The organism is Ferrimonas sediminum, from assembly GCF_900100175.1.
Taxonomy (GTDB): Bacteria; Pseudomonadota; Gammaproteobacteria; order Enterobacterales; family Shewanellaceae; genus Ferrimonas; species Ferrimonas sediminum.
In genome coordinates, this window is the sequence record NZ_FNEM01000001.1 from 339,319 (window position 1) to 357,938 (window position 18,620).

24 protein-coding genes are annotated in these 18,620 nt (G+C 59.0%); 11 read left to right on the top strand and 13 right to left on the bottom strand.

Going from position 1 to position 18,620, the window contains the following annotated elements:
* Window positions 1–16: 16 nt before the first annotated feature.
* On the bottom strand, window positions 17–541 hold the full coding sequence (gene yjgA / locus BLT77_RS01520) for a ribosome biogenesis factor YjgA (protein WP_090360878.1): 525 nt from the start codon (window positions 539–541) through the stop codon (window positions 17–19).
* Window positions 542–691: 150 nt separating this feature from the next.
* Between yjgA and pmbA the strand changes: the two genes are divergently transcribed.
* Entirely contained in the window at window positions 692–2,032 is a 1,341-nt protein-coding gene (gene pmbA / locus BLT77_RS01525) for a metalloprotease PmbA (protein ID WP_245709835.1), read from the top strand.
* A 56-nt stretch (window positions 2,033–2,088) separates the two neighbouring features.
* On the opposite strand, the gene BLT77_RS01530 is transcribed toward pmbA, so the two are convergent.
* The 11 genes from BLT77_RS01530 to BLT77_RS20420 form a co-directional block, all read right to left on the bottom strand.
* Window positions 2,089–2,361, bottom strand: coding sequence for an HPr family phosphocarrier protein (locus BLT77_RS01530; RefSeq protein WP_090360884.1), 273 nt, complete (start codon window positions 2,359–2,361; stop codon window positions 2,089–2,091).
* A complete protein-coding gene (gene rapZ, locus BLT77_RS01535) occupies window positions 2,358–3,218 on the bottom strand; it encodes an RNase adapter RapZ (protein ID WP_090360887.1) in 861 nt (286 codons plus the stop codon). Before rapZ ends, BLT77_RS01530 begins: the two co-directional genes overlap by 4 nt.
* On the bottom strand, window positions 3,215–3,661 hold the full coding sequence (gene ptsN / locus BLT77_RS01540) for a PTS IIA-like nitrogen regulatory protein PtsN (RefSeq protein WP_090360890.1): 447 nt from the start codon (window positions 3,659–3,661) through the stop codon (window positions 3,215–3,217). Before ptsN ends, rapZ begins: the two co-directional genes overlap by 4 nt.
* A gap of 2 nt (window positions 3,662–3,663) precedes the next feature.
* Entirely contained in the window at window positions 3,664–3,951 is a 288-nt protein-coding gene (gene hpf / locus BLT77_RS01545; RefSeq protein WP_090360893.1) for a ribosome hibernation promoting factor, read from the bottom strand.
* A 24-nt stretch (window positions 3,952–3,975) separates the two neighbouring features.
* Window positions 3,976–5,442 carry an RNA polymerase factor sigma-54 gene (locus tag BLT77_RS01550; RefSeq protein WP_090360896.1) on the bottom strand — a complete coding sequence of 489 codons (1,467 nt, stop codon included), beginning with the start codon at window positions 5,440–5,442 and terminating at the stop codon, window positions 3,976–3,978.
* Between the two features lie 66 nt (window positions 5,443–5,508).
* Entirely contained in the window at window positions 5,509–6,240 is a 732-nt protein-coding gene (gene lptB, locus BLT77_RS01555; RefSeq protein ID WP_090360899.1) for an LPS export ABC transporter ATP-binding protein, read from the bottom strand.
* Window positions 6,237–6,803 carry a lipopolysaccharide transport periplasmic protein LptA gene (gene lptA / locus BLT77_RS01560; protein ID WP_176819156.1) on the bottom strand — a complete coding sequence of 189 codons (567 nt, stop codon included), beginning with the start codon at window positions 6,801–6,803 and terminating at the stop codon, window positions 6,237–6,239. Before lptA ends, lptB begins: the two co-directional genes overlap by 4 nt.
* Complete coding sequence (gene lptC / locus BLT77_RS01565; RefSeq protein WP_090360904.1) at window positions 6,790–7,344, bottom strand: LPS export ABC transporter periplasmic protein LptC; 555 nt, start codon at window positions 7,342–7,344, stop codon at window positions 6,790–6,792. Before lptC ends, lptA begins: the two co-directional genes overlap by 14 nt.
* Window positions 7,341–7,895, bottom strand: a complete 555-nt coding sequence (gene kdsC, locus BLT77_RS01570; RefSeq protein ID WP_090360907.1) for a 3-deoxy-manno-octulosonate-8-phosphatase KdsC — start codon at window positions 7,893–7,895, stop codon at window positions 7,341–7,343. Before kdsC ends, lptC begins: the two co-directional genes overlap by 4 nt.
* Window positions 7,895–8,869: a KpsF/GutQ family sugar-phosphate isomerase gene (locus tag BLT77_RS20415; RefSeq protein ID WP_090360910.1), complete on the bottom strand. Its 975-nt coding sequence runs from the start codon at window positions 8,867–8,869 to the stop codon at window positions 7,895–7,897. The genes kdsC and BLT77_RS20415 overlap by 1 nt, the downstream gene beginning before the upstream one ends.
* 18 nt (window positions 8,870–8,887) lie before the next feature.
* Window positions 8,888–9,850 carry a calcium/sodium antiporter gene (locus BLT77_RS20420; protein WP_090360916.1) on the bottom strand — a complete coding sequence of 321 codons (963 nt, stop codon included), beginning with the start codon at window positions 9,848–9,850 and terminating at the stop codon, window positions 8,888–8,890.
* Between the two features lie 281 nt (window positions 9,851–10,131).
* Between BLT77_RS20420 and BLT77_RS01585 the strand changes: the two genes are divergently transcribed.
* Genes BLT77_RS01585 through murA form a run of 7 tightly spaced genes read left to right on the top strand, consistent with a single transcriptional unit; the run spans window position 10,132 to window position 14,681 of the window.
* Window positions 10,132–10,947 carry an ATP-binding cassette domain-containing protein gene (locus tag BLT77_RS01585; protein ID WP_090360919.1) on the top strand — a complete coding sequence of 272 codons (816 nt, stop codon included), beginning with the start codon at window positions 10,132–10,134 and terminating at the stop codon, window positions 10,945–10,947.
* On the top strand, window positions 10,947–11,726 hold the full coding sequence (mlaE, locus tag BLT77_RS01590) for a lipid asymmetry maintenance ABC transporter permease subunit MlaE (RefSeq protein WP_218126887.1): 780 nt from the start codon (window positions 10,947–10,949) through the stop codon (window positions 11,724–11,726). Before BLT77_RS01585 ends, mlaE begins: the two co-directional genes overlap by 1 nt.
* A 1-nt stretch (window position 11,727) precedes the next feature.
* Complete coding sequence (gene mlaD, locus BLT77_RS01595; protein ID WP_090360922.1) at window positions 11,728–12,198, top strand: outer membrane lipid asymmetry maintenance protein MlaD; 471 nt, start codon at window positions 11,728–11,730, stop codon at window positions 12,196–12,198.
* A 15-nt stretch (window positions 12,199–12,213) separates the two neighbouring features.
* Window positions 12,214–12,849: an MlaC/ttg2D family ABC transporter substrate-binding protein gene (locus BLT77_RS01600; RefSeq protein ID WP_090360926.1), complete on the top strand. Its 636-nt coding sequence runs from the start codon at window positions 12,214–12,216 to the stop codon at window positions 12,847–12,849.
* Complete coding sequence (locus tag BLT77_RS01605; RefSeq protein ID WP_090360929.1) at window positions 12,846–13,133, top strand: STAS domain-containing protein; 288 nt, start codon at window positions 12,846–12,848, stop codon at window positions 13,131–13,133. The genes BLT77_RS01600 and BLT77_RS01605 overlap by 4 nt, the downstream gene beginning before the upstream one ends.
* A gap of 21 nt (window positions 13,134–13,154) precedes the next feature.
* Window positions 13,155–13,406: a BolA family protein gene (locus BLT77_RS01610; protein WP_090360932.1), complete on the top strand. Its 252-nt coding sequence runs from the start codon at window positions 13,155–13,157 to the stop codon at window positions 13,404–13,406.
* Between the two features lie 15 nt (window positions 13,407–13,421).
* Window positions 13,422–14,681 carry a UDP-N-acetylglucosamine 1-carboxyvinyltransferase gene (gene murA, locus BLT77_RS01615; protein WP_090360936.1) on the top strand — a complete coding sequence of 420 codons (1,260 nt, stop codon included), beginning with the start codon at window positions 13,422–13,424 and terminating at the stop codon, window positions 14,679–14,681.
* A 57-nt stretch (window positions 14,682–14,738) separates the two neighbouring features.
* On the opposite strand, the gene BLT77_RS01620 is transcribed toward murA, so the two are convergent.
* A complete protein-coding gene (locus BLT77_RS01620) occupies window positions 14,739–15,944 on the bottom strand; it encodes a hypothetical protein (protein WP_143026531.1) in 1,206 nt (401 codons plus the stop codon).
* A 249-nt stretch (window positions 15,945–16,193) separates the two neighbouring features.
* On the opposite strand from BLT77_RS01620, the gene BLT77_RS20555 reads away from it, so the two are divergent.
* The 3 genes from BLT77_RS20555 (at window position 16,194) to BLT77_RS20560 (ending at window position 18,564) form a co-directional block, all read left to right on the top strand.
* Window positions 16,194–16,316, top strand: a complete 123-nt coding sequence (locus tag BLT77_RS20555; protein ID WP_281241945.1) for a hypothetical protein — start codon at window positions 16,194–16,196, stop codon at window positions 16,314–16,316.
* 353 nt (window positions 16,317–16,669) lie between these two features.
* Window positions 16,670–18,097 carry a DNA-3-methyladenine glycosylase 2 gene (locus tag BLT77_RS01630; RefSeq protein WP_090360945.1) on the top strand — a complete coding sequence of 476 codons (1,428 nt, stop codon included), beginning with the start codon at window positions 16,670–16,672 and terminating at the stop codon, window positions 18,095–18,097.
* Window positions 18,094–18,564: a methylated-DNA--[protein]-cysteine S-methyltransferase gene (locus tag BLT77_RS20560; protein ID WP_090360948.1), complete on the top strand. Its 471-nt coding sequence runs from the start codon at window positions 18,094–18,096 to the stop codon at window positions 18,562–18,564. The genes BLT77_RS01630 and BLT77_RS20560 overlap by 4 nt, the downstream gene beginning before the upstream one ends.
* The last annotated feature ends 56 nt before the right edge of the window (window positions 18,565–18,620 follow it).

Genomic DNA, 18,620 nt, shown 5'->3' on the forward strand with positions numbered 1-18,620 from the left:
GGGGGCCTGAATGATCTCAGTCGTCCAGGTATTGGCGAATCAGTTTGAACAGTTCGCGGGAGGATTTGGGTGGCTTGCTGGCCTGTTGTTCCTTTTTGGCCTGACGGATCAGCTGGCGCAGGCGCTGGCGCTCACTTTCCATCTCCGGCACCTTGGCAAACAACTCCTGTACCGCCTCATCACCTTCGGCGATCAGACGATCCCGCCACTCCTCCATCTGGTGGAAGTGCTGGTTGGCCTGGTTGTGTTTGTTGCGAATCTTGTCCAGTGCCTGGCGGATGGGATCCGGGTCGCGGAACCGCAACAGCTTGCCGATAAACTGCATCTGGCGGCGGTAGGCTTCGTTTTTTCCCTTGAGGCGATTGGCCAGGGCGACGGCGACTTCCAGCTCTTCGTCCATGGGGATCTTGGCCAGATCGCTTTTGCCCAGGGCGAGAATCTCGGTGCCAATCTTCTGCAGCTCCTCAGCTTCCCGCTTCAGCTCGCTTTTACTGATCCACTCTTCTTCCTGCTGATCCTGAGGGGGGCGTTTTGCCGCCATGATACTTCTCCGCTGCAATATAAGTCTTAACTGAGGGGCATTCTACCAGCCCATGGGCGGTTCAGGCCAATAATGGCGTGCCTGAACCCTATCGCAGGGCTGTCGGGGTTTGCTATCCTGTGCACAATTGACTTTTTGTGGGACAGACGAGTGACTCAAGTGAGTATCGAACAGCAGCGTCAGCATCTGGAAGAAGCGGTAGCCGTCGCGCTGGAGGAAGCCGGAAAGCTGGGTGTGACCGCTGCGGAAGTGGCGATCAGCAAACAGCAAGGGTTGTCCATCTCCACCCGTCAGGGGGAAGTGGAAACCGTGGAGTTTAATAAAGACGGCGCTCTGGGAATCTCCCTGTACCGTGACGGCAGTAAAGGCAACGCCTCTACCTCGGATCTGAGCCCACAGGCGATCGTTGATGCAGTGCGGGCCGCCGATGGCATCGCCCGCTATACCACCGCCGATGAGCATAACGGTCTGGCGGACGCCAGCCTGATGCCGACCGAGCTGCCGGATCTGGATCTGTACCACCCGCACCCGATAACACCGGAGCAGGGTATCGAACTGGCCAGCCGCTGTGAGCAGGCGGCCCTGGCTGAGGGCGGGCGCATCGAGCAGTCCGACGGCGCCAGCTGCAACAGCCACGAAGGGATCAAGGTGTATGGCAACAGCCACGGTTTTATCGGTAGCTATGCCTCCTCCCGTCACAGTCTTTCCTGCGTGCTGATCGGCAAAGATGAGCACGGTATGGAGCGGGACTACGACTACACCGTCAGCCGTCGTTTTGACGCCCTGGATGGCCCCGAGGCCCTGGGCAAACGGGCGGCGGCCAAGGTGGAAGCCCGCCTCGGCGCTCATAAGATCGATACTTGCGAAGTGCCGGTGCTGTTCTCCGCCGAAACCGCCACCGGCCTGATTGGCCACCTGGTAGGGGCCATCAGTGGCGCGTCCCTGTATCGGGAGTCGTCGTTCCTGCTCAACAGCCTGGGCACCCAGATTCTACCGGATTGGTTTTCCATCCATGAGAATCCGCACCTGCTGCGCGGCTTGTCCAGCGCCGCCTTTGATGGCGAAGGGGTGGCCACCCAAGCCCGGGACATCGTCATCGACGGGGTGTTGCAATCCTATCTGCTGACCGCCTACTCCGGCCGGCGCCTGAAGATGGCGACCACCGGCCATGCCGGTGGCATCTATAACTGGGACATCAGCAGCAACGGAGGGGATCTGGCGGCCATGCTTAAGCAGATGGGCACCGGCCTGTACGTGACCGAACTGATGGGCCATGGTGTCAACAGCGTCACCGGCGATTACTCCCGCGGCGCCGCCGGTTTCTGGGTGGAGAACGGCATCATTCAGTATCCGGTGCATGAGATCACCATCGCCGGCAATCTGAAGCAGATGTACCGGGAGATGGTGGCGGTGGGCAGCGATCGCGATCCCCGCTCCAGCATCGGCACCGGCTCGATCCTGCTGTCACGGATGAAAGTGGCGGGCAACTGAGTTCAGCCCCTGCAATAACGCACAACGCCGGCCCTGGGCCGGCGTTGTTGTTTGGGCTATTCCGATTCGTCGAAGCGGGCGCTGAACAACTCGCTAATGGCGGTCATGGCCGGCTCGGCATCGTCGCCGTCGCAGATGATGGTGACCTCCTGGCCCTGGCAGGTTTCCAGCATCAATACCGCCAGTACGCTGTTGGCATCGGCACTTTGACTGCCATGGATAATCTGAATGTTGGCGTCGTAGTTGTGGGCCACCTGGGCCAGGCGGGTGGCGGCACGGGCGTGCAGCCCGAGCTTGTTTACCACCCTCAGGGTTCGGGTCAGTTTCATTGGCTGTCGTCGAGGTTCAGTTCCCGGTGGCGTACGGAGATGTGTTTCTGGCTCAGCTTAAAGCGATTGCCCAGTTGCTGGGCGATGTAGACGCTGCGGTGCTGGCCACCGGTACAGCCAATGGCGACGGTCAGGTAGGCGCGGTTGTTGCGCTCCAGCATCGGCAGCCAGTTCTTCAGGAAACTCTCGGTGTGGTCGATAAACCGGGCTACCTCGGCTTCCTTGGTAAAGTAGCGTTGTACCGGGGCATCCAAGCCGGTCAGAGGTCGAAGCTTCGGATCCCAATGGGGGTTGGGCAGGAAGCGGACATCGAACACGTAATCGGCGTCTTTGGGGATGCCGTGCTTGAACCCAAACGACTCAAACACCAGCAGGAGATCCCGCTCGGCCTTGCCTAAAAGACGGGTGCGAATCTCGTCCGCCAACTGATGCACCGACAGGTTGTCGGTATGGATGCTGTGATCAGCCAGTTGCCGAATCGGTGCCAGCATCTCGGTTTCCGAGGCGATGGCCTGGGCCAGGGAGGTGGTGCCGGTCTGCGACAACGGGTGCAGTCGCCGGGTCTCGCTGTAGCGCTTAATCAGGCTGCTGTCGGAGGCATCCAGGAAATAGATCTGCCACTCTACGCTGTCCGGCAAGCGCTTCAGTTCATCGGGAATGCTCTCTGCCTGTTCCGGCAGGTTGCGAATATCCAGGCTGACCGCCAGGGTGGTGCAGCGATCCACCATTTCGTTGACCAGTGCTGGCAGCATGCTGGCTGGCAGATTATCGACGCAGTAATAGCCCAGATCTTCCAGGACCCGAAGGGCCACGGATTTGCCTGCGCCGGAGCGGCCGGAGAGGATAATCAATTTCATGAGGTCACCAGCTGATAGATCTCATGGTCAGCGGCCGACTTGCGCAGCGACCGACAGGTGTCTTTGTTGTCGAGCACCTTGGCCATGGAGGCCAGGGTCGACAGGTGCTGTTTGCAGTTGTCTTCGGGGACAAACAGGGCGAACAGCAGATCGACGGGTTTGCCGTCGATGGCATCAAAGGGGATCGGCTCGTCGCATTTCACGAACACGGCGATGGCTTGGTCAACGTTCGGCAGCCGGCCGTGGGGCAGGGCGATGCCTTTGCCGATGCCGGTGCTGCCCATCTTCTCCCGGGCCAGCAGGCTTTCAAACAACTGCTGCGGGTTGACGTCGGTGTAACGCTGGCTGGCCAGCTGGGAAATGAGCTCCAGGGCGCGTTTCTTGCTGGTACCCGGAGCGGCAATAGTGGCACACTCCGGGCTGAGTATCGTCTCAATATCCATGGTCAGTGACGTGAAATTTTCTCTTTGTGTTTAAGGACTTGCCTGTCGAGTTTGTCGATCAGGCCATCGATGGCGGCGTACATGCTGCTGTGGTTGTGGGTGGCATAGACCTCCCGGCCGCTCAGGTGCAATTTGGCTTCCGCGGTTTGCTGCTGCTTTTCCACATTCAGAACCACATGCACGTTGGAGATGTGTTCGAAGTGGCGCTCTAACTTATCGAACTTGGTATGCACATAGTCTCTTAGGGCCGTGGTGATTTCGACATGGTGGCCGGTCAGGTTAATCTGCATATGGGTTCCTCCTTAGTTAGCCGTTTACAGGCTTTTCCTCTGATTTGAGGGAGCAATAGACAGGGCTTCTCGGTATTTGGCGATGGTTCGCCGTGCAACCTTGATTCCCTGTTCTGCCAGCAGCTCCGCCATCTTACTGTCGCTGAGAGGCTTCCTCGGGTTCTCTGCAGCAACCAATTTTTTAATTAAAGCACGAATTGCGGTGGAAGAGCATTCTCCGCCGTTTTCTGTGCTGACATGGCTGGAGAAAAAGTACTTCAATTCGAAGATGCCACGGGGGGTATGCATGTATTTCTGGGTGGTGACCCGGGAGATGGTGGACTCGTGCATGTCGACCGCTTCGGCGACGTCATTGAGTACCATGGGCTTCATCGCTTCGTCGCCGTACTCCAGAAACCCCTGTTGGAACTGAACGATGCAGTTGGCCACTTTCAACAAGGTGTCGTTGCGGCTTTCGAGGCTTTTGATGAACCACTTCGCTTCCTGCAGGTGGCCGCGGACAAACTGGCTGTCGGCCTGGTTGCGGCTGTGGCGGCTGAGGGCAGCGTACTGTTCGTTGATGCGAATCTTCGGCATGGTCTCCGGGTTCAGCTCCACCACCCAGCGGCCTTTTTTCTTACTGACGGCCACGTCGGGGATGACGTACTGGTCGTTGTCGGAGATCAGGGCGCTGCCCGGGCGAGGATTGAGGGTCTGAATCAGCTCCATGGACAGCTTCAGCTCCTCCTCACTGAGGCGGGTTTTACGCATCATGCCGCGAAAGTCCCGGTTGGCCAGCAGATCCATGTGCTCTTTAATCAGCATCTCGGCTTCGGCTTTCCACGGGGTGTCGGCGTCGAACTGGCTCAGCTGCACCAGCAGGCATTCGCCCAGATCCCGGGCGCAGACGCCGATGGGGTCGAATCGTTGTACCCGTTTGAGTACCGCTTCCACTTCGTCCAGTTCGATGTCGTCGTCGCCCATGGCCTCGAGAATCTCGTCGCTGCTCTGGGTCAGATAGCCCCGCTCGTCGGTGGCGTCGATGATGGCGATGGCGATGGCGCGATCGGTGTCCGACATCGGCGTCAGTTCCATCTGCCATAACAGGTGGTCTTGCAGCGAGTCCGAAGTGCTGCCCTGGAACGGCATGTCGTCTTCGCGGCTGGCGCTGCCGCTTGAGGTGGGGGCCGAAGTGTAATATTCGTCCCAGGAGGTGTCGACTTGCAGGTCATCGGGCATGTCGGTCTGGGACAGGGCTTCGCTGGTGTCGAGGCTGGCAGGTTCGGGGGCCACATCCAGCTCATTGCCGCTGTCGCTGGCTTCGGGGGCGTCAGCGCTGGCGGGGGCCGCCAGAAACTCTTCGTCGGCTTCCAGCAGGGGATTGGAGTCCAGCGCTTCCTGGATCTCTTGCTGTAAATCCAGAGTCGACAACTGCAACAGCCGGATGGCCTGCTGCAGCTGCGGAGTCATGGTGAGTTGTTGCCCCAGTTTCAGCTGAAGAGAAGTTTTCATTTACAACAACCCGTCCTTTTCCTTGTTTTTGTGTAGTTGTGTCCAGGTTGCCCTGCCTACCAATTACTATAGCTTGAACTGATCGCCCAAGTATACCGAGCGCACCAGCTTGTTCTCCAGGATGGCAGCTGGCTCACCCTGGGCAATCAACTCACCGTGACTGACGATGTAGGCGTGCTCACACACGTCCAGGGTTTCGCGCACGTTGTGATCGGTGATCAGCACGCCCAGCCCCCGATCCCGCAGGTGTTGGATGATTTTCTTAATGTCGATGACCGAAATGGGGTCAACACCGGCAAAGGGTTCATCGAGGAGAATGAACTTGGGATCCGCCGCCAGGGCGCGGGCGATCTCCACCCGGCGCCGCTCACCGCCGGACAGGCTCATGCCGAGGCTGTCGCGGATGTGGGTGATGTTGAACTCCTCCAGCAACTGCTCCAGCTTCTCGACCCGTTGGCTGGTGCTCAAGCCCTTACGGGTCTGCAGGACGGCCATCAGGTTGTCGTAGACGGAGAGTTTGCGAAAGATCGACGACTCCTGGGGCAGATAGCCGATGCCCTTGCGGGCGCGGCTGTGCATCGGCAACAGGGTGATGTCTTCGCCGTCAATCTGGATGCGGCCACGATCGTTTTGCACCAGGCCGACCACCATGTAGAAGGTGGTGGTTTTACCGGCGCCGTTGGGGCCCAGCAGGCCGACAATCTGGCCGGTGCTGACCTCCAGGCCGACATTTTTGACCACTTCCCGGCCTTTGTAGGCCTTGGCCAGCTTCTCTGCAGTCAGGGTTGAACGACTCATGGTTGCTGCTCACCTTGCTTGGGCTCCACGGGGGCCTGTTCCGGCTCTGGCTTTGGCTCCGGCTCCGGTTTCAGATCCGCATCGGCGGGCAGGAAGATGGTGGTGATCTGTTCGTCGCCACTGCTTTCGGCCAGCAGCTTTTGCTGGTCCAGATCGTATTGAATGGTATCGCCTTTCACCAGGCTGCCCGATTGGCGCATCTCGGCGTTGTGGCTCAGGGTCAGGATGCGGTCCTGCAGGCTGTAGCGAATCTCACCGGCTTCCGCCTCCGCCAGTTTGCCGTTCTCCATCATCTGCTGATAGGTGGCCGGTGTGCCCGTGGCGACCAGTACCTTGACGTCTTTGTTGTCGGTGGCCTCTACCCGCAGTTCATCGGCATTGATCAGCAACGTGCCCTGGGAGATGCGTACCCGCCCGGAGTAGACAATGGTGCCGTTGGGCAGGTCGGCTTTGGACTTGTCCGCCTTGATCTCCACCTTCTCCCGGGTGTCGCTTTCCAGGGCGGGGGCGCTGGTGCTGGCAATGACCAGCAAGGCAGTGAGCAGCAGTTTAATTGGTTTCATAGATGGCATATACCTGACTCTTCAGTTCTACCTTGTTCAAATTCAAATCGGCCCATAAGCCCTTGGCATTGATCTCAAAATCCTCTCCGGTGGCCAGAATCTGGCGGTTGGAGGTCATGATCATGGTTTCCAGATCCAGCTCAAGATAGCTGGTGGTTAGGGTTTTCAGCGGTTCATTGGGCTCAATGGCAGTGATGATAACATCATTTTCCAGAACCACATGGCGGCCGTCGCTTAACTGGCCTCGTTTTGCCTGGATGCGCCACTGCCCCTGGCTGTCCTGAGGGTACAGCAGGTACTCCGGCTTGGTCAGCCGGGTAAGCGCCAGCGATTGGTAGTGCTCCATCTCGTCGGCGGCGATTTCGGCATTCAGGTGTCCCTGTTCCGAATAGATTCGGCTTTTCAGGTTTTCGGCAATGAAGTCCGGTTGATAGCTTGGCTTCACCTCGTCGGTCAGTTGATCCTTGAGGACCATGGAGCGCCAGGTCAGGAACGACGCGGCACCGAACAACAGGGCGATGGCCAGGGCTTCGCGTTTCATACGCTCATTCCTTGGGCATGTTCCAGAGTGCCCTGGGCAGCCATGATCAGATCACACAGCTCGCGCACGGCGCCGAAGCCGCCCCGGGTTACCGTTGTCAGTGTAGCCTGCTTACGCACCAGCGGGTGGGCGTCATTAACGGCAACCGACAACCCGGTCAGGGTCATGACCGGCGTATCCACCAGATCGTCGCCAATGTAGGCGCACTGGTCATCACTGACGTTCAACTGACGTTTCAGCTGCTCGTAAGCCTCGATCTTATTGTCCACCCCCTGGTGGATGTGTTTGACGCCGAGGGCCGTCATGCGTCGCTGCACGATGTCGGATTTGCGGCCGGTAATCACCGCCACGTCGACGCCACTGGCTTGCAGCGCCTTGATGCCGAAACCGTCCCGAGTGTGAAATGCCTTCAACTCTTCGCCGTTGTTGCCGAGGTAGATGCGGCCGTCGGAGAACACGCCGTCGACGTCACAGACCAGCAACCGCACGCCTTTAGCCAGTTCAAAGGCCTGTTGGCTGACAGGGCCGTAGAGGGTATCGATGTGATTCATTACAGCACTCCTGCCTTAAGCATATCCATCATGTTGAGGGCTCCCAGCGGCTGCCCTTGCGGGGAGACGCGCACCAGGCCGTTGATTTTCTTCTCTTCCATCAGCTTTAAGGCTTCTGCAGCCAGCAGGTTGTCCGCCAGGGTGATGGGGTTGCGGGTCATCACCTCGCCAATGGCGGTGGCGTGAATGTCGATGCGGGCATCCAGGACCCGGCGCAGGTCGCCGTCGGTAAAGATGCCGCTGAGGTGGCCGTCGTCATCGAGGACGCAGGTCATGCCCAGGCCCTTGGCGGAGACCTCCAGCAGGGCTTCCGAGATGGTGACGCTTTCTGATACCGCCGGCAGTTGAGTGCCGGTGTGGGTCAGTTCGTCGACCCGAAGCAACAGCTTACGGCCCAAAGCGCCGCCGGGGTGAGACAGGGCGAAGTCGTCGGCGGTAAAGCCTTTGGCCTGCAGCAGCGCCACGGCCAGGGCATCGCCCATCACCAGGGTGGCGGTGGTGGAGGAGGTGGGGGCCAGTCCCAGCGGGCAGGCCTCCTTGGTCACCTTGATATTGAGGTGAACCTGGGCCAGTTTGGCCATGCTGGAGTCGGGTTTGCCGGTCATGGCGATGACCGGAATGCCAAGACGGCGAATCACCGGCATCAGGGTCATGATCTCACTGGCTTCACCTGAGTTGGAGATGGCCAGGACCACATCGCCTTCGGTCAACATGCCCAGATCGCCGTGACTGGCTTCTCCGGGGTGAACAAAGAAGGACGGGGTGCCGGTGCTGGCCAGGGTGGCGGCGATCTTGTTGCCGACGTGGCCGGACTTGCCCATGCCCATGACGATGACTTTTCCCTTGCACTGTTGCATCAGTTCGCAGGCCGCAACAAACGCGTCATCGATGTACTGCTGCAGTCCCTGCAGTGCTTCAATCTCTACGTCGATAACTTCTCGCGCCCATTGGCGCAATTGAGAGGGGGTGGCCATGGTATTACAAAGCTCCTTCTAGCCGGCCTGCGTAAACAGGATGCCTTGGTAGGCGATAAAAATGATAAGTAAGATCAGCCCTTCGATACGGCCGAGCACCTGACGCTTCTTCATCCACAGGATCAGCAGCGGCGCCAGGCTGGTAGCGAGCATGACGTACAGGTCGCGGCCGGCGGCATTGGCGTCGACGCTGCCGGGGGCCAAAAGGGCCGGAATCGCCAGCACCGCCAGGATGTTAAACAGATTGGAGCCGACCACATTGCCGATGGCCAGGTCGTCTTCATTCTTCAGTACCCCGGCGATGCAGGCCGCCAGTTCCGGCAGACTGGTGCCGATGGCGATGATGGTCAAGCCGATGACCAGATCCGACATGCCGAACCACTGGGCGATGCCGACGGCGCCGTCCACCATCCAGTTGGAGGCCAGCGGCAGCAGCGCCATTCCCAGCAGTAACCAGAACGTGGCATGGCTGGTGGGCAGGTTGGTGGGGATCTCATCCTCGCTGGCCTTAGCCATGGGATCGTTTTCCCGGTGGCGCCAGGCGCTGGTGCACAGGTAGCCGAGAATCAGGGTAAAGGCACACAGCAGCAGTGCGCCGTCGAAGTAGCTCAGGTGCTGATCGCTGAGCAGGTACCCGGCCAGCAGGGTGCCAGCCATCATCAGCGGCATCTCCCGGCGCAGGGTGTTGCTGCCGACCACAAGAGGCCGCAACAGGGCGGTGAGGCCCAGAATCAGGGTGATGTTGGCGATGTTGGAGCCCAGGACGTTGCCGATGGCGGTATCGCCTTTGCCTTCCAGGGCGGCGGTGACTGATACCATCATCTCTGGTGCCGATGAGCCCATGGAGACGATCGTCAGGCCGATGATCAACGACGGCAGCCCGAGATTGCGGGCAATGGCGGCGGCGCCATAGACGAAGCGGTCGGCACTCCAGACCAGTAGCGCCAGCCCGCCCAGCAGCATCAGAATATTGAGAAACATGATTAAAAGCCCTGGCATTGAAGAGGCGCATTGTCGCCCGAACATTTTGAAAAGAAAAGGCCGGGCCCGCTTGTTGTGGGCAAAAAGAGGACTCCGTAGAATCAAACTTGGAAACCCGATGGGCTGCCTGTCGGCCTGTTCAGTTATCTAGAGGGCGGGTTTACTGCTCTGGCCCATTTGATTTACGTCATTTTACAACGGAAATTCGGTCCGATTAGTTATATTCCTAACTGAATATTGATAATCTGCCATATTCCGGTCGAAAAGACCCGTGTAAGGGAATGAATTTCTTAGTGGATAACCCAGACAACCTGATTGACGTCCAGGGGCTGACCTTCAGCCGCGGGACGCGACAGATATTTAAAGGCCTGGATCTGGTGATCCCCAGAGGCAAGGTGACGGCCATTATGGGCCCCAGCGGCATCGGCAAGACTACCTTGCTGAAGCTGATCGGCGGCCAACTGCTGCCGGATTCGGGCCGGGTGCTGTTTGATGGCAAGGATCTGCATCGGCAAAGTCGCAGTGACCTGTTTGGACTGCGCCGTCGCATGAGCATGTTGTTTCAGTCCGGGGCGCTGTTCACCGACATGTCGGTGTTCGACAATGTCGCCTTCCCGCTGCGGGAGCACACCGACCTCAACGAGACACTGATTCGTAAACTGGTGCTGATGAAGCTGGAAGCCGTGGGGCTGAGGGGCGCGGCCGCCCTGATGCCGTCGGAGCTGTCTGGCGGCATGCAGCGCCGGGCGGCGCTGGCAAGGGCCATCGCCCTGGAGCCGGAGTTGGTGATGTACGACGAGCCGTTTGCCGGCCAGGACCCCATCTCCATGGCGGTACTGGTGAAGCTCATCAAGGAGATGAGTGAGGCGTTGTCGCTGACCTCTGTGGTGGTGAGCCATGACGTACAGGAGGTGCTGTCCATTGCCGATTACGCCTATGTGATTGCCGATGGTCAGGTGATTGGTGCCGGCGACGCTGACAGCCTGAGACAGGCGGATTCACCGCAGCTGCAACAGTTTCTCCGGGGGCAGGCGGACGGACCGGTGGCGTTCCATTATCCGGCGCCGGAGTATCAACAGGAGTTGCTTAACTCATGATGGTTCAGATGATTCAGCGATTGGGGCGCACGGGTCTGGAGACCCTGAGTTCCATGGGGCGTGCCACCCTGATGCTGGTGGGAGCCCTGGTACACAAACCCGAGCCCCGCAAAATGTGGCCGTTGCTGGCCCGGCAAATCTACAGCGTCGGCGTGTTGTCGATGCTGATCATTCTCGTTTCCGGCCTGTTTATTGGCATGGTGCTCGGCCTGCAGGGCTATACCATCCTGGTGGACTTTGGTACCGAAGAGAGCCTGGGCCCGATGGTGGCGCTGTCGCTGCTGCGTGAATTGGGACCGGTGGTGGCAGCGCTGCTGTTCGCCGGCCGTGCCGGTTCGGCGCTGACGGCGGAGATTGGCCTGATGAAGGCCACCGAGCAGCTGGCCAGCCTGGAGATGATGGCGGTGGATCCGCTGCGGCGGGTGATTGCGCCCCGGTTCTGGGCCGGCGTCATCTCGCTGCCGCTGCTGACGCTGATGTTCGTGGCCGTGGGTGTCTGGGGCGGCCACCTGGTCGGCGTCGAGTGGAAAGGCATCGACGATGGTGCGTTCTGGTCAATCTTGCAGGCTCAGGTGGAGTGGCGTCAGGACATCGTCAACTGCCTGATCAAGTCGGTGGCGTTTGCCACCGTCGTGACCTGGATTGCCACCTATAAAGGCTATAACGCCCTGCCGACCGCCGAAGGGCTGGGGCGGGCAACCACAGATACCGTAGTACACGCCTCTCTGGCTGTTCTGGGATTGGATTTTTTGCTGACCGCATTGATGTTTGGGAATTAGCATGACGAATAGAAAAATTGAATTAGCGGTGGGGGGCTTTTTGCTGGCCGGCATCATCGCGTTTCTGGTGTTGGTCTTTAAGGTGGCGGACATCGATCCCCGCGCCCACACCAATGTGTATATGCTGACCGCTCAGTTCGACAACATCGGCAGCCTGAAGGAGCGTTCACCGGTGAAGGTGGGTGGCGTGGTGGTTGGCCGTGTGGCACACATCGATCTGGATCCCGAATTATTGGTTCCGGTTGTGACCCTGGCCATTGAGAGTCGCTTTGATCAGTTTACCGATACCAGCAGTGCCTCAATTCTGACCTCAGGGTTGTTGGGGGAACAGTACATCGGCCTGACCCCGGGCTTTATGGATGACGAATCTGAGCTGCTGGCCGATGGCGATCGCCTGGAAGACACCCGCAGTGCCATGGTGCTTGAGGAACTCATTGGCCAGTTCCTGTACAGCAGTGGCAACAAAGGTTAATCGGGAGAGCAGACTATGATGCAGCGAATTTTGCAACTGGCCCTGATGCTGGTAATGGGGATGGGTTCGGTACAGGCCAAGGATTACACCGATCCCTATGAAATGATGAAACAGGTGGCTGACCAGGCGTTTACCAGGCTGAGTCAGGAGCGCAACGAACTGGATAGCGATCCGGTTAAGGTACGCCAGTTGATCGATGAAGAGCTGCTGCCCTACATCGATTACAAGTATGCCGCCTACAAGGTGATGGGGGTGCATGCCCGCAAGACCACCCGCGACCAGCGGGACAAGTTTACCGCCGAATTTAAAGAGTACATGCTGGCGACGTTTGCCAGTGCGTTTGACAAATACACCGACCAGACTTTGGAGTTTGCTCCGGAGAAGCCCTATGGCAATGCCAAGATCGTGGCCATCGACGTGAAACTGATCGAGAAGCAGCGTGAGCCGGTGGATCTGCAGTTTAAGGCCAGAAAAAATAAGAAGGGTAACTGGAAGGTATTTGATCTTGTTGCAGAAGGCATCAGCTTGCTGGCATCACAGCAGGCGGAGCTTGGCGGTCTTATCCGGCAGCAGGGGATCGATTCTGTCACTGAACAGTTGGCTGAGCGCAATCGACAAGGTATTGTGGCGACCACAGGACAGAGCCAATGACCGTTAGTGCTCGTGCCTCCGGCCGCCGCTTGTGCCTGGAGGGCCAGTTGACCCTGGATACGGTCAGCCGTTTTTGCGGACCAACATCGTCGCCCCTGACGGACGCCATAGCCGAGATTGACCTGTCCGGGCTGACCCGGTGCGACAGCGCCGGTGTGGCGTTGCTGCTGGATTGGGTTGGCCAGGCCGAAGGCCGGGGACAGTCACTGACGTGGATTGGGGTGCCAGCAGGCGTACGAGCCCTGTTGGACCTGTATGATATTGATTTTTTAGCTATCGCATAGCGAAGCTCGAGGGAAAGCGTAATGCAGAACAATGAAGTCGCCGATATGCTGCGCCAGGCCATGGACCTGGACGATGTGATCGTCACTGCCGAAGGCACTCACTATAAAGTGGTGGTTGTCGGGGCCTGTTTTGACGGCATGAGCCGAGTAAAACGCCAGCAGGCTGTTTACGCTCCATTGATGGAAAAGATCACAGATGGAACTCTGCATGCTTTGACCATCAAAGCTTTTACGCCAGCGGAATGGCAACGTGAAAAAATGTTTAACATGTGAGCTGGCTGATATAGCGTGGATAAATTGCAAATTCGGGCAGCCGGCCCCTTAGCCGGCGAAGTCACCATTTCGGGTGCAAAAAATGCGGCCTTGCCGATTCTGATGGCATCGGTATTGGCGGACGATGAGATGCGCATTGGCAACGTGCCAGCGCTGCGTGACGTCAACACCAGCTGCCAGTTGCTGCGCCAGTTGGGTGCCGACGTCAGTGAGCTGTCCCAAGGCGTGGTGTCCATCCGCCCCCAGACCATCGATCAATACGTGGCACCTTATGACCTGGTGAAAACCATGCGCGCCTCGATCATGATTCTGGGTCCGTTGCTGGCGAAATATGGCCGTGCAGACGTGTCCCTGCCCGGTGGCTGTGCCATTGGTGCCCGCCCGGTGAACCTGCACATTCATGGTTTGCAGTTGATGGGAGCCGAGGTCTCTGTCGAAGAGGGTTACATCAAGGCTCGCATCGACGGTCGCCTCAAAGGCGCCACCATCCTGATGGACATGGTGTCGGTGACCGGTACCGAGAACCTGATGATGGCGGCGGCACTGGCTGACGGCACCACGGTGATTGAAAACGCAGCCCGGGAACCGGAAGTGGTGGATCTGGCGAACTGCCTGAACGCCATGGGAGCCGACATCAAAGGCGCCGGAACCGATACCCTGGTGATTGAAGGGGTGGAGCGGTTGTCCGGTATCCACTATGAGGTGATGCCGGATCGCATCGAAACCGGCACCTATCTGGTGGCGGCGGCGGCGACCGGTGGACGCATTGTCTGCCGTAAGGCGGCGCCGGAGACCATGGATGCGGTGTTGCTGAAACTGCAGGAAGCGGGCGCCGAGATTGAGCGCGGCAGCGACTGGATCGCCCTGGACATGGGCGGTAAAGCGCCCCTGGCCGTGGATATTAAGACTGCGCCCCACCCGGCCTTCCCCACTGACATGCAAGCCCAGTTCTGTGCCCTGAATGTGGTGGCACAGGGGGTCAGCAAGGTGACGGAAACCATTTTCGAAAACCGCTTTATGCACATTCCCGAGCTGCAGCGGATGGGCGCCGATGTAGACCTGGAAGGCAACACCTGCCTGATTAAGGGCGAGGCGAAACTGACCGGTGCCCAGGTGATGGCGACGGATCTGCGGGCGTCTGCCTGCCTGGTGATTGCCGGGCTGGTGGCAGAGGGCACCACCATCGTCGATCGCATCTACCACCTGGATCGCGGCTACGAGCACATCGAAGATAAGATGGCCGGGCTCGGTGCCAATGTGGTGCGCCTGAAGTAGGTTTATCGACCCATACTAAGAAACAAGCCGGCTGACCGCCGGCTTTTTTATTGGGACTCAGAGCCGGCAACTGCTCAATTCGAAGTGATAGTCGTTGCCGTTGTAGTCATCGGACAGAACTTGGTCGACCACTTCGCCGGCCTGCACAGACAACGGCAGGGTAAAGCTCGGCTGGCGCTCAAAAAACGCATCATACAGAGTAAATTCCACCTGGCCCTGAGTCATCTGGGTCTGCACATGAGTGTGTTCTTCATCGAAGATATTGATGTAATCCACATCCACCACACCATTTTCATGGATCAGAATCTGAATGACGCCGTCCGCCGGAGTCCCACCTAACGGATTGACCCTGTAGGTACCCACGTATTTGAATTGGGCGCCCTCGTCGTCTGGAATCACTTTTTCTGCCTGAAAATCGCCGCCGCTTCGGACATCCGGCCAGATCCAGCTGCCGGATATCTCTGAGTAATTTGAGATGGTACCGAGAAAGCCTGCGTCACTACCAGCACCGGTAATGCCCATGGACAGCGGTGCGGCGGGCTCCTCCAGAAATATGGGAGCGCTGGCTTCTATGCCAAAAAGAGGTTGGTAGGGCTGACTGCTGTGCAGCGAGCCCCTGACGGTCAGGGACACGGGGTCGACGGCGGCGGCAAAGAAGCCGGTGTCATCCCCTGAGTATTGGCCGACATAGAGCCCGGCATATCCACATCTCAGGGTGTTTTCCAGATGCGCTTGTGCCTGCAGTGCCGTTGGCAGACTAACGTCAGTGGTGTTGCCTTGATCATCGAAGATGTTCAACTGCGACAACAGCGACGTCATGTTGGCTTCGTCGAGGGTTAAGCCCGAGGCATCAATCTGCTGTTTAAGTTGATTGCGCAGTTCATTGCCGATCTGGATGCCATTGACGGGATCCTGATCGGTATCCAGCGCCATCAGCAACCGCACCATATTGGTGACCTCTGTGTCACCGAATCCATGTTGCGCCAATAGCTCAACCGGAGTGGTTAGTGGGGCCCCTGGCGCATCGCCCAGAGGAAGGGTGCCGATATGAAACGTCACCTGCTCGCCTTCCCGGTACTGATACTCGCCATTGGGGCCGGTAAGGCCACTCAGACTGGGAGTGTGGTAATTGACGCCCGCCAGTGCAGAATCTTTGAGGTAGCCCGTGAGCGGTTCTGGTTGAGCCGAAGAGCCGGAGCTACCTCCGCAAGCTGCGAGCAGGCTAAGCAGCCCTGAAAGTGTCAATATTTTGCAATGTGTCATTTTTATGCCTATGAATTTAAAGGAAAATGTTTGTTTGACGGGATTAGGGAGGATGTAATGTGAAAAATTTGTGGAGAATCTGCAGGTATTTATCCACATTGGCGATTTTTGTTTGAATGCGGCGGTGAGTCACATTGGCCTGTGGACTTTTGTGTCTGACATCTTCCGTTACAAGGGCGGAGGGGTTTCATTTCTACATCCTCAAGATGGCCATTTAGCATAGGGACAGAGACCAACAAGGAGAGTGTTATGAAGGACTCAAAACAGCAACTGGCGCCGCTGACGGTAGCGCTGCACGTGGCCGGTGCCTTGAAGCACCAGTTGATGGATGGCGATGGCACCCTATCGAGAATGTTGGGCCGGAGAGTGTAACCGGCCGCTCTGGACGATTGCGGCATCGATGCCGCGACTCGGTAGGATCCCCAAACCCCGACGGTGTCGGGGTTTTTGTTGCCTGTAAACCCACTCGAAACAGCGTCTGGCCTTCCCTTTTTGCCGGTGTGCATGGGTTATCCGGTTTTGATCACCGTGATGCCGGCCGCCTGTGGAGGCGGCAACCATGAAGGCGGTATACCGCGTATCGCCGTCGGTTGTTATCCTGGCTGAGTTGTTGTCCGGTGCTGCTGTGGCCGATGACCGTTGTACGGACTCGGGGATTTTGGAGCTGCGGCCATTGGTGTCCGGATCTGGCTCATTGGTGGGTGGGGCTGTGATACAGTGGCCCCATGACACTGACTCATTCCCAATGTGAACGGGCGCGCCTGGCCCGGGATCACCGCTTTGACGGCCGCTTTTTTACCGCCGTGAAAACCACCGGCATCTATTGCCGGCCGGTGTGTCCTGCTCCGGCCCCGAAATCCGCTAACGTCGAGTATTTTGCCAATGCGGCCGCGGCGGCAAAGGCCGGCTACCGCCCGTGCCTGCGTTGTCGCCCGGAGAGTGCGCCGTTCAGCCCGGCGTGGCGGGGAACGGAAACCACGGTGGCCAGGGCGTTGTCGTTGATTCATGCCGGCGAGCCGATGCCGTCGCTGACGGCTTTTGCCGAGCGGCTCGGAGTCAGTGACCGTCATCTGAGGCGCCTGTTTGACAAACACCTGGGGGTGTCGCCGCTGGCCTATGCCCTGAATCACCGCCTGCTGTTTGCGAAACAGTTGCTGACGGAGAGCCGGTTGCCGGTATTGGCAGTAGCCCAGGCCTGTGGGTTCCGCTCCCGTCGCCGCTTCAATGACGCGTTTCAGCGCCAGTTTTCCTTGACCCCCTCCGACATTCGGCGTCGTGCTGATGTTTCTGGTTCCGGCTGCCGGGTGCAGCTGCGGTTCCGCCCCCCGTTTGACTGGCAGGCGCTGTTGGCGTTTCTGCGCACCCGGGCGTTGCCCGGGGTGGAGCGGGTCGAGGCCGACCGCTATTGCCGTGCCATACAACTGGGACAGCAACGGGGGTGGTTCGAACTGTCACCGGATCTCGAACACTGCCGGCTGAACCTGACGATCCATTGTGATGATCCCCGCTGCCTGCGGGCGCTGGTACAGCGGGTCAGGGAGGTGTTTGATCTGGATACCGATCCGCAGTCGCTGTGGCAGGCGTTTGCCAACGACCCGGATCTCGGGCCGATCTGGCGCCGCCATCCCGGGCTGCGATTGCCGGGAATTTGGAGTGAGTTTGAGGCTGTGGTGCGGGCCATTGTCGGTCAACAGATCAGCGTCAAAGGCGCCAGAACGATATTGAGCCGGCTGTGTGAGCGTTTCGGAGAGCCATTGCCAGGGGCGTCGGGTTTATCACGGACGTTTCCGTCGCCAGCGCAGTTGGCCGATGCCGATCTCACCGGAGTGGGGCTCACGGCCACCCGGGCCCGTTGGCTTCAGGGCATTGCCCGGAGCTATACCGAGGGCTTTGAAGCCGGCCATGGCGAGTTGCCGACCCGTGTGCAGCGGTTGCAGACCCTGACCGGCATTGGTGACTGGACGGCACAGTACGTGTGCATGCGGGGTTTGCAGGAGAGCGATGGCTTTCCCGCCTCGGATCTCGGCTTGTATCATGCCCTTAAACTGGAGAAGGGCAGCCCGGCGCAGACCCGGGTGCGGGCGGAATCCTGGCGGCCCTGGCGTGCCTATGCCGTGATGGCATTGTGGCAATCTTTAGGAGAATCAACATGAAGTACGATCAGTGGCCGACTCCCTGGGGAGAGGTTGTGGCGGTGGTATCGGACAAAGGCCTGGTGGCATTGGGGTTTCAGCAGGGCGCGCAGCCGTTGACCATTGAAGCCCACTGGCAGCGCTGCCCCCAGGCGCTGCAACCGGTGCGGACTCAGTTCGAGGAATACGTCCAAGGTCGGCGGCAACGCTTTGATCTACCGTTGGATATGCGTGGCACGGCTTTTCAGCAGCAGGTATGGCAGGCACTGGTTGAGATTCCCTATGGCGAAACGTGTGCCTATTCCGAGATCGCCGAGCGTATCGAACGCCCGAAATCGGTGCGGGCGGTGGGGGCGGCCAATGGCCGCAATCCGGTGGCGGTGGTGGTGCCCTGCCACCGGGTGATCGGCAAAGACGGCAGCCTGACTGGCTACGCCGGGGGAGTGGCGCTCAAGCAGGCGCTGCTGGAACATGAGCGACAGGACTGATCACTGCTACCAGGGTACTTCCTCGACACCGAGGGCGCGCGGCCGGGCGCCTGCCG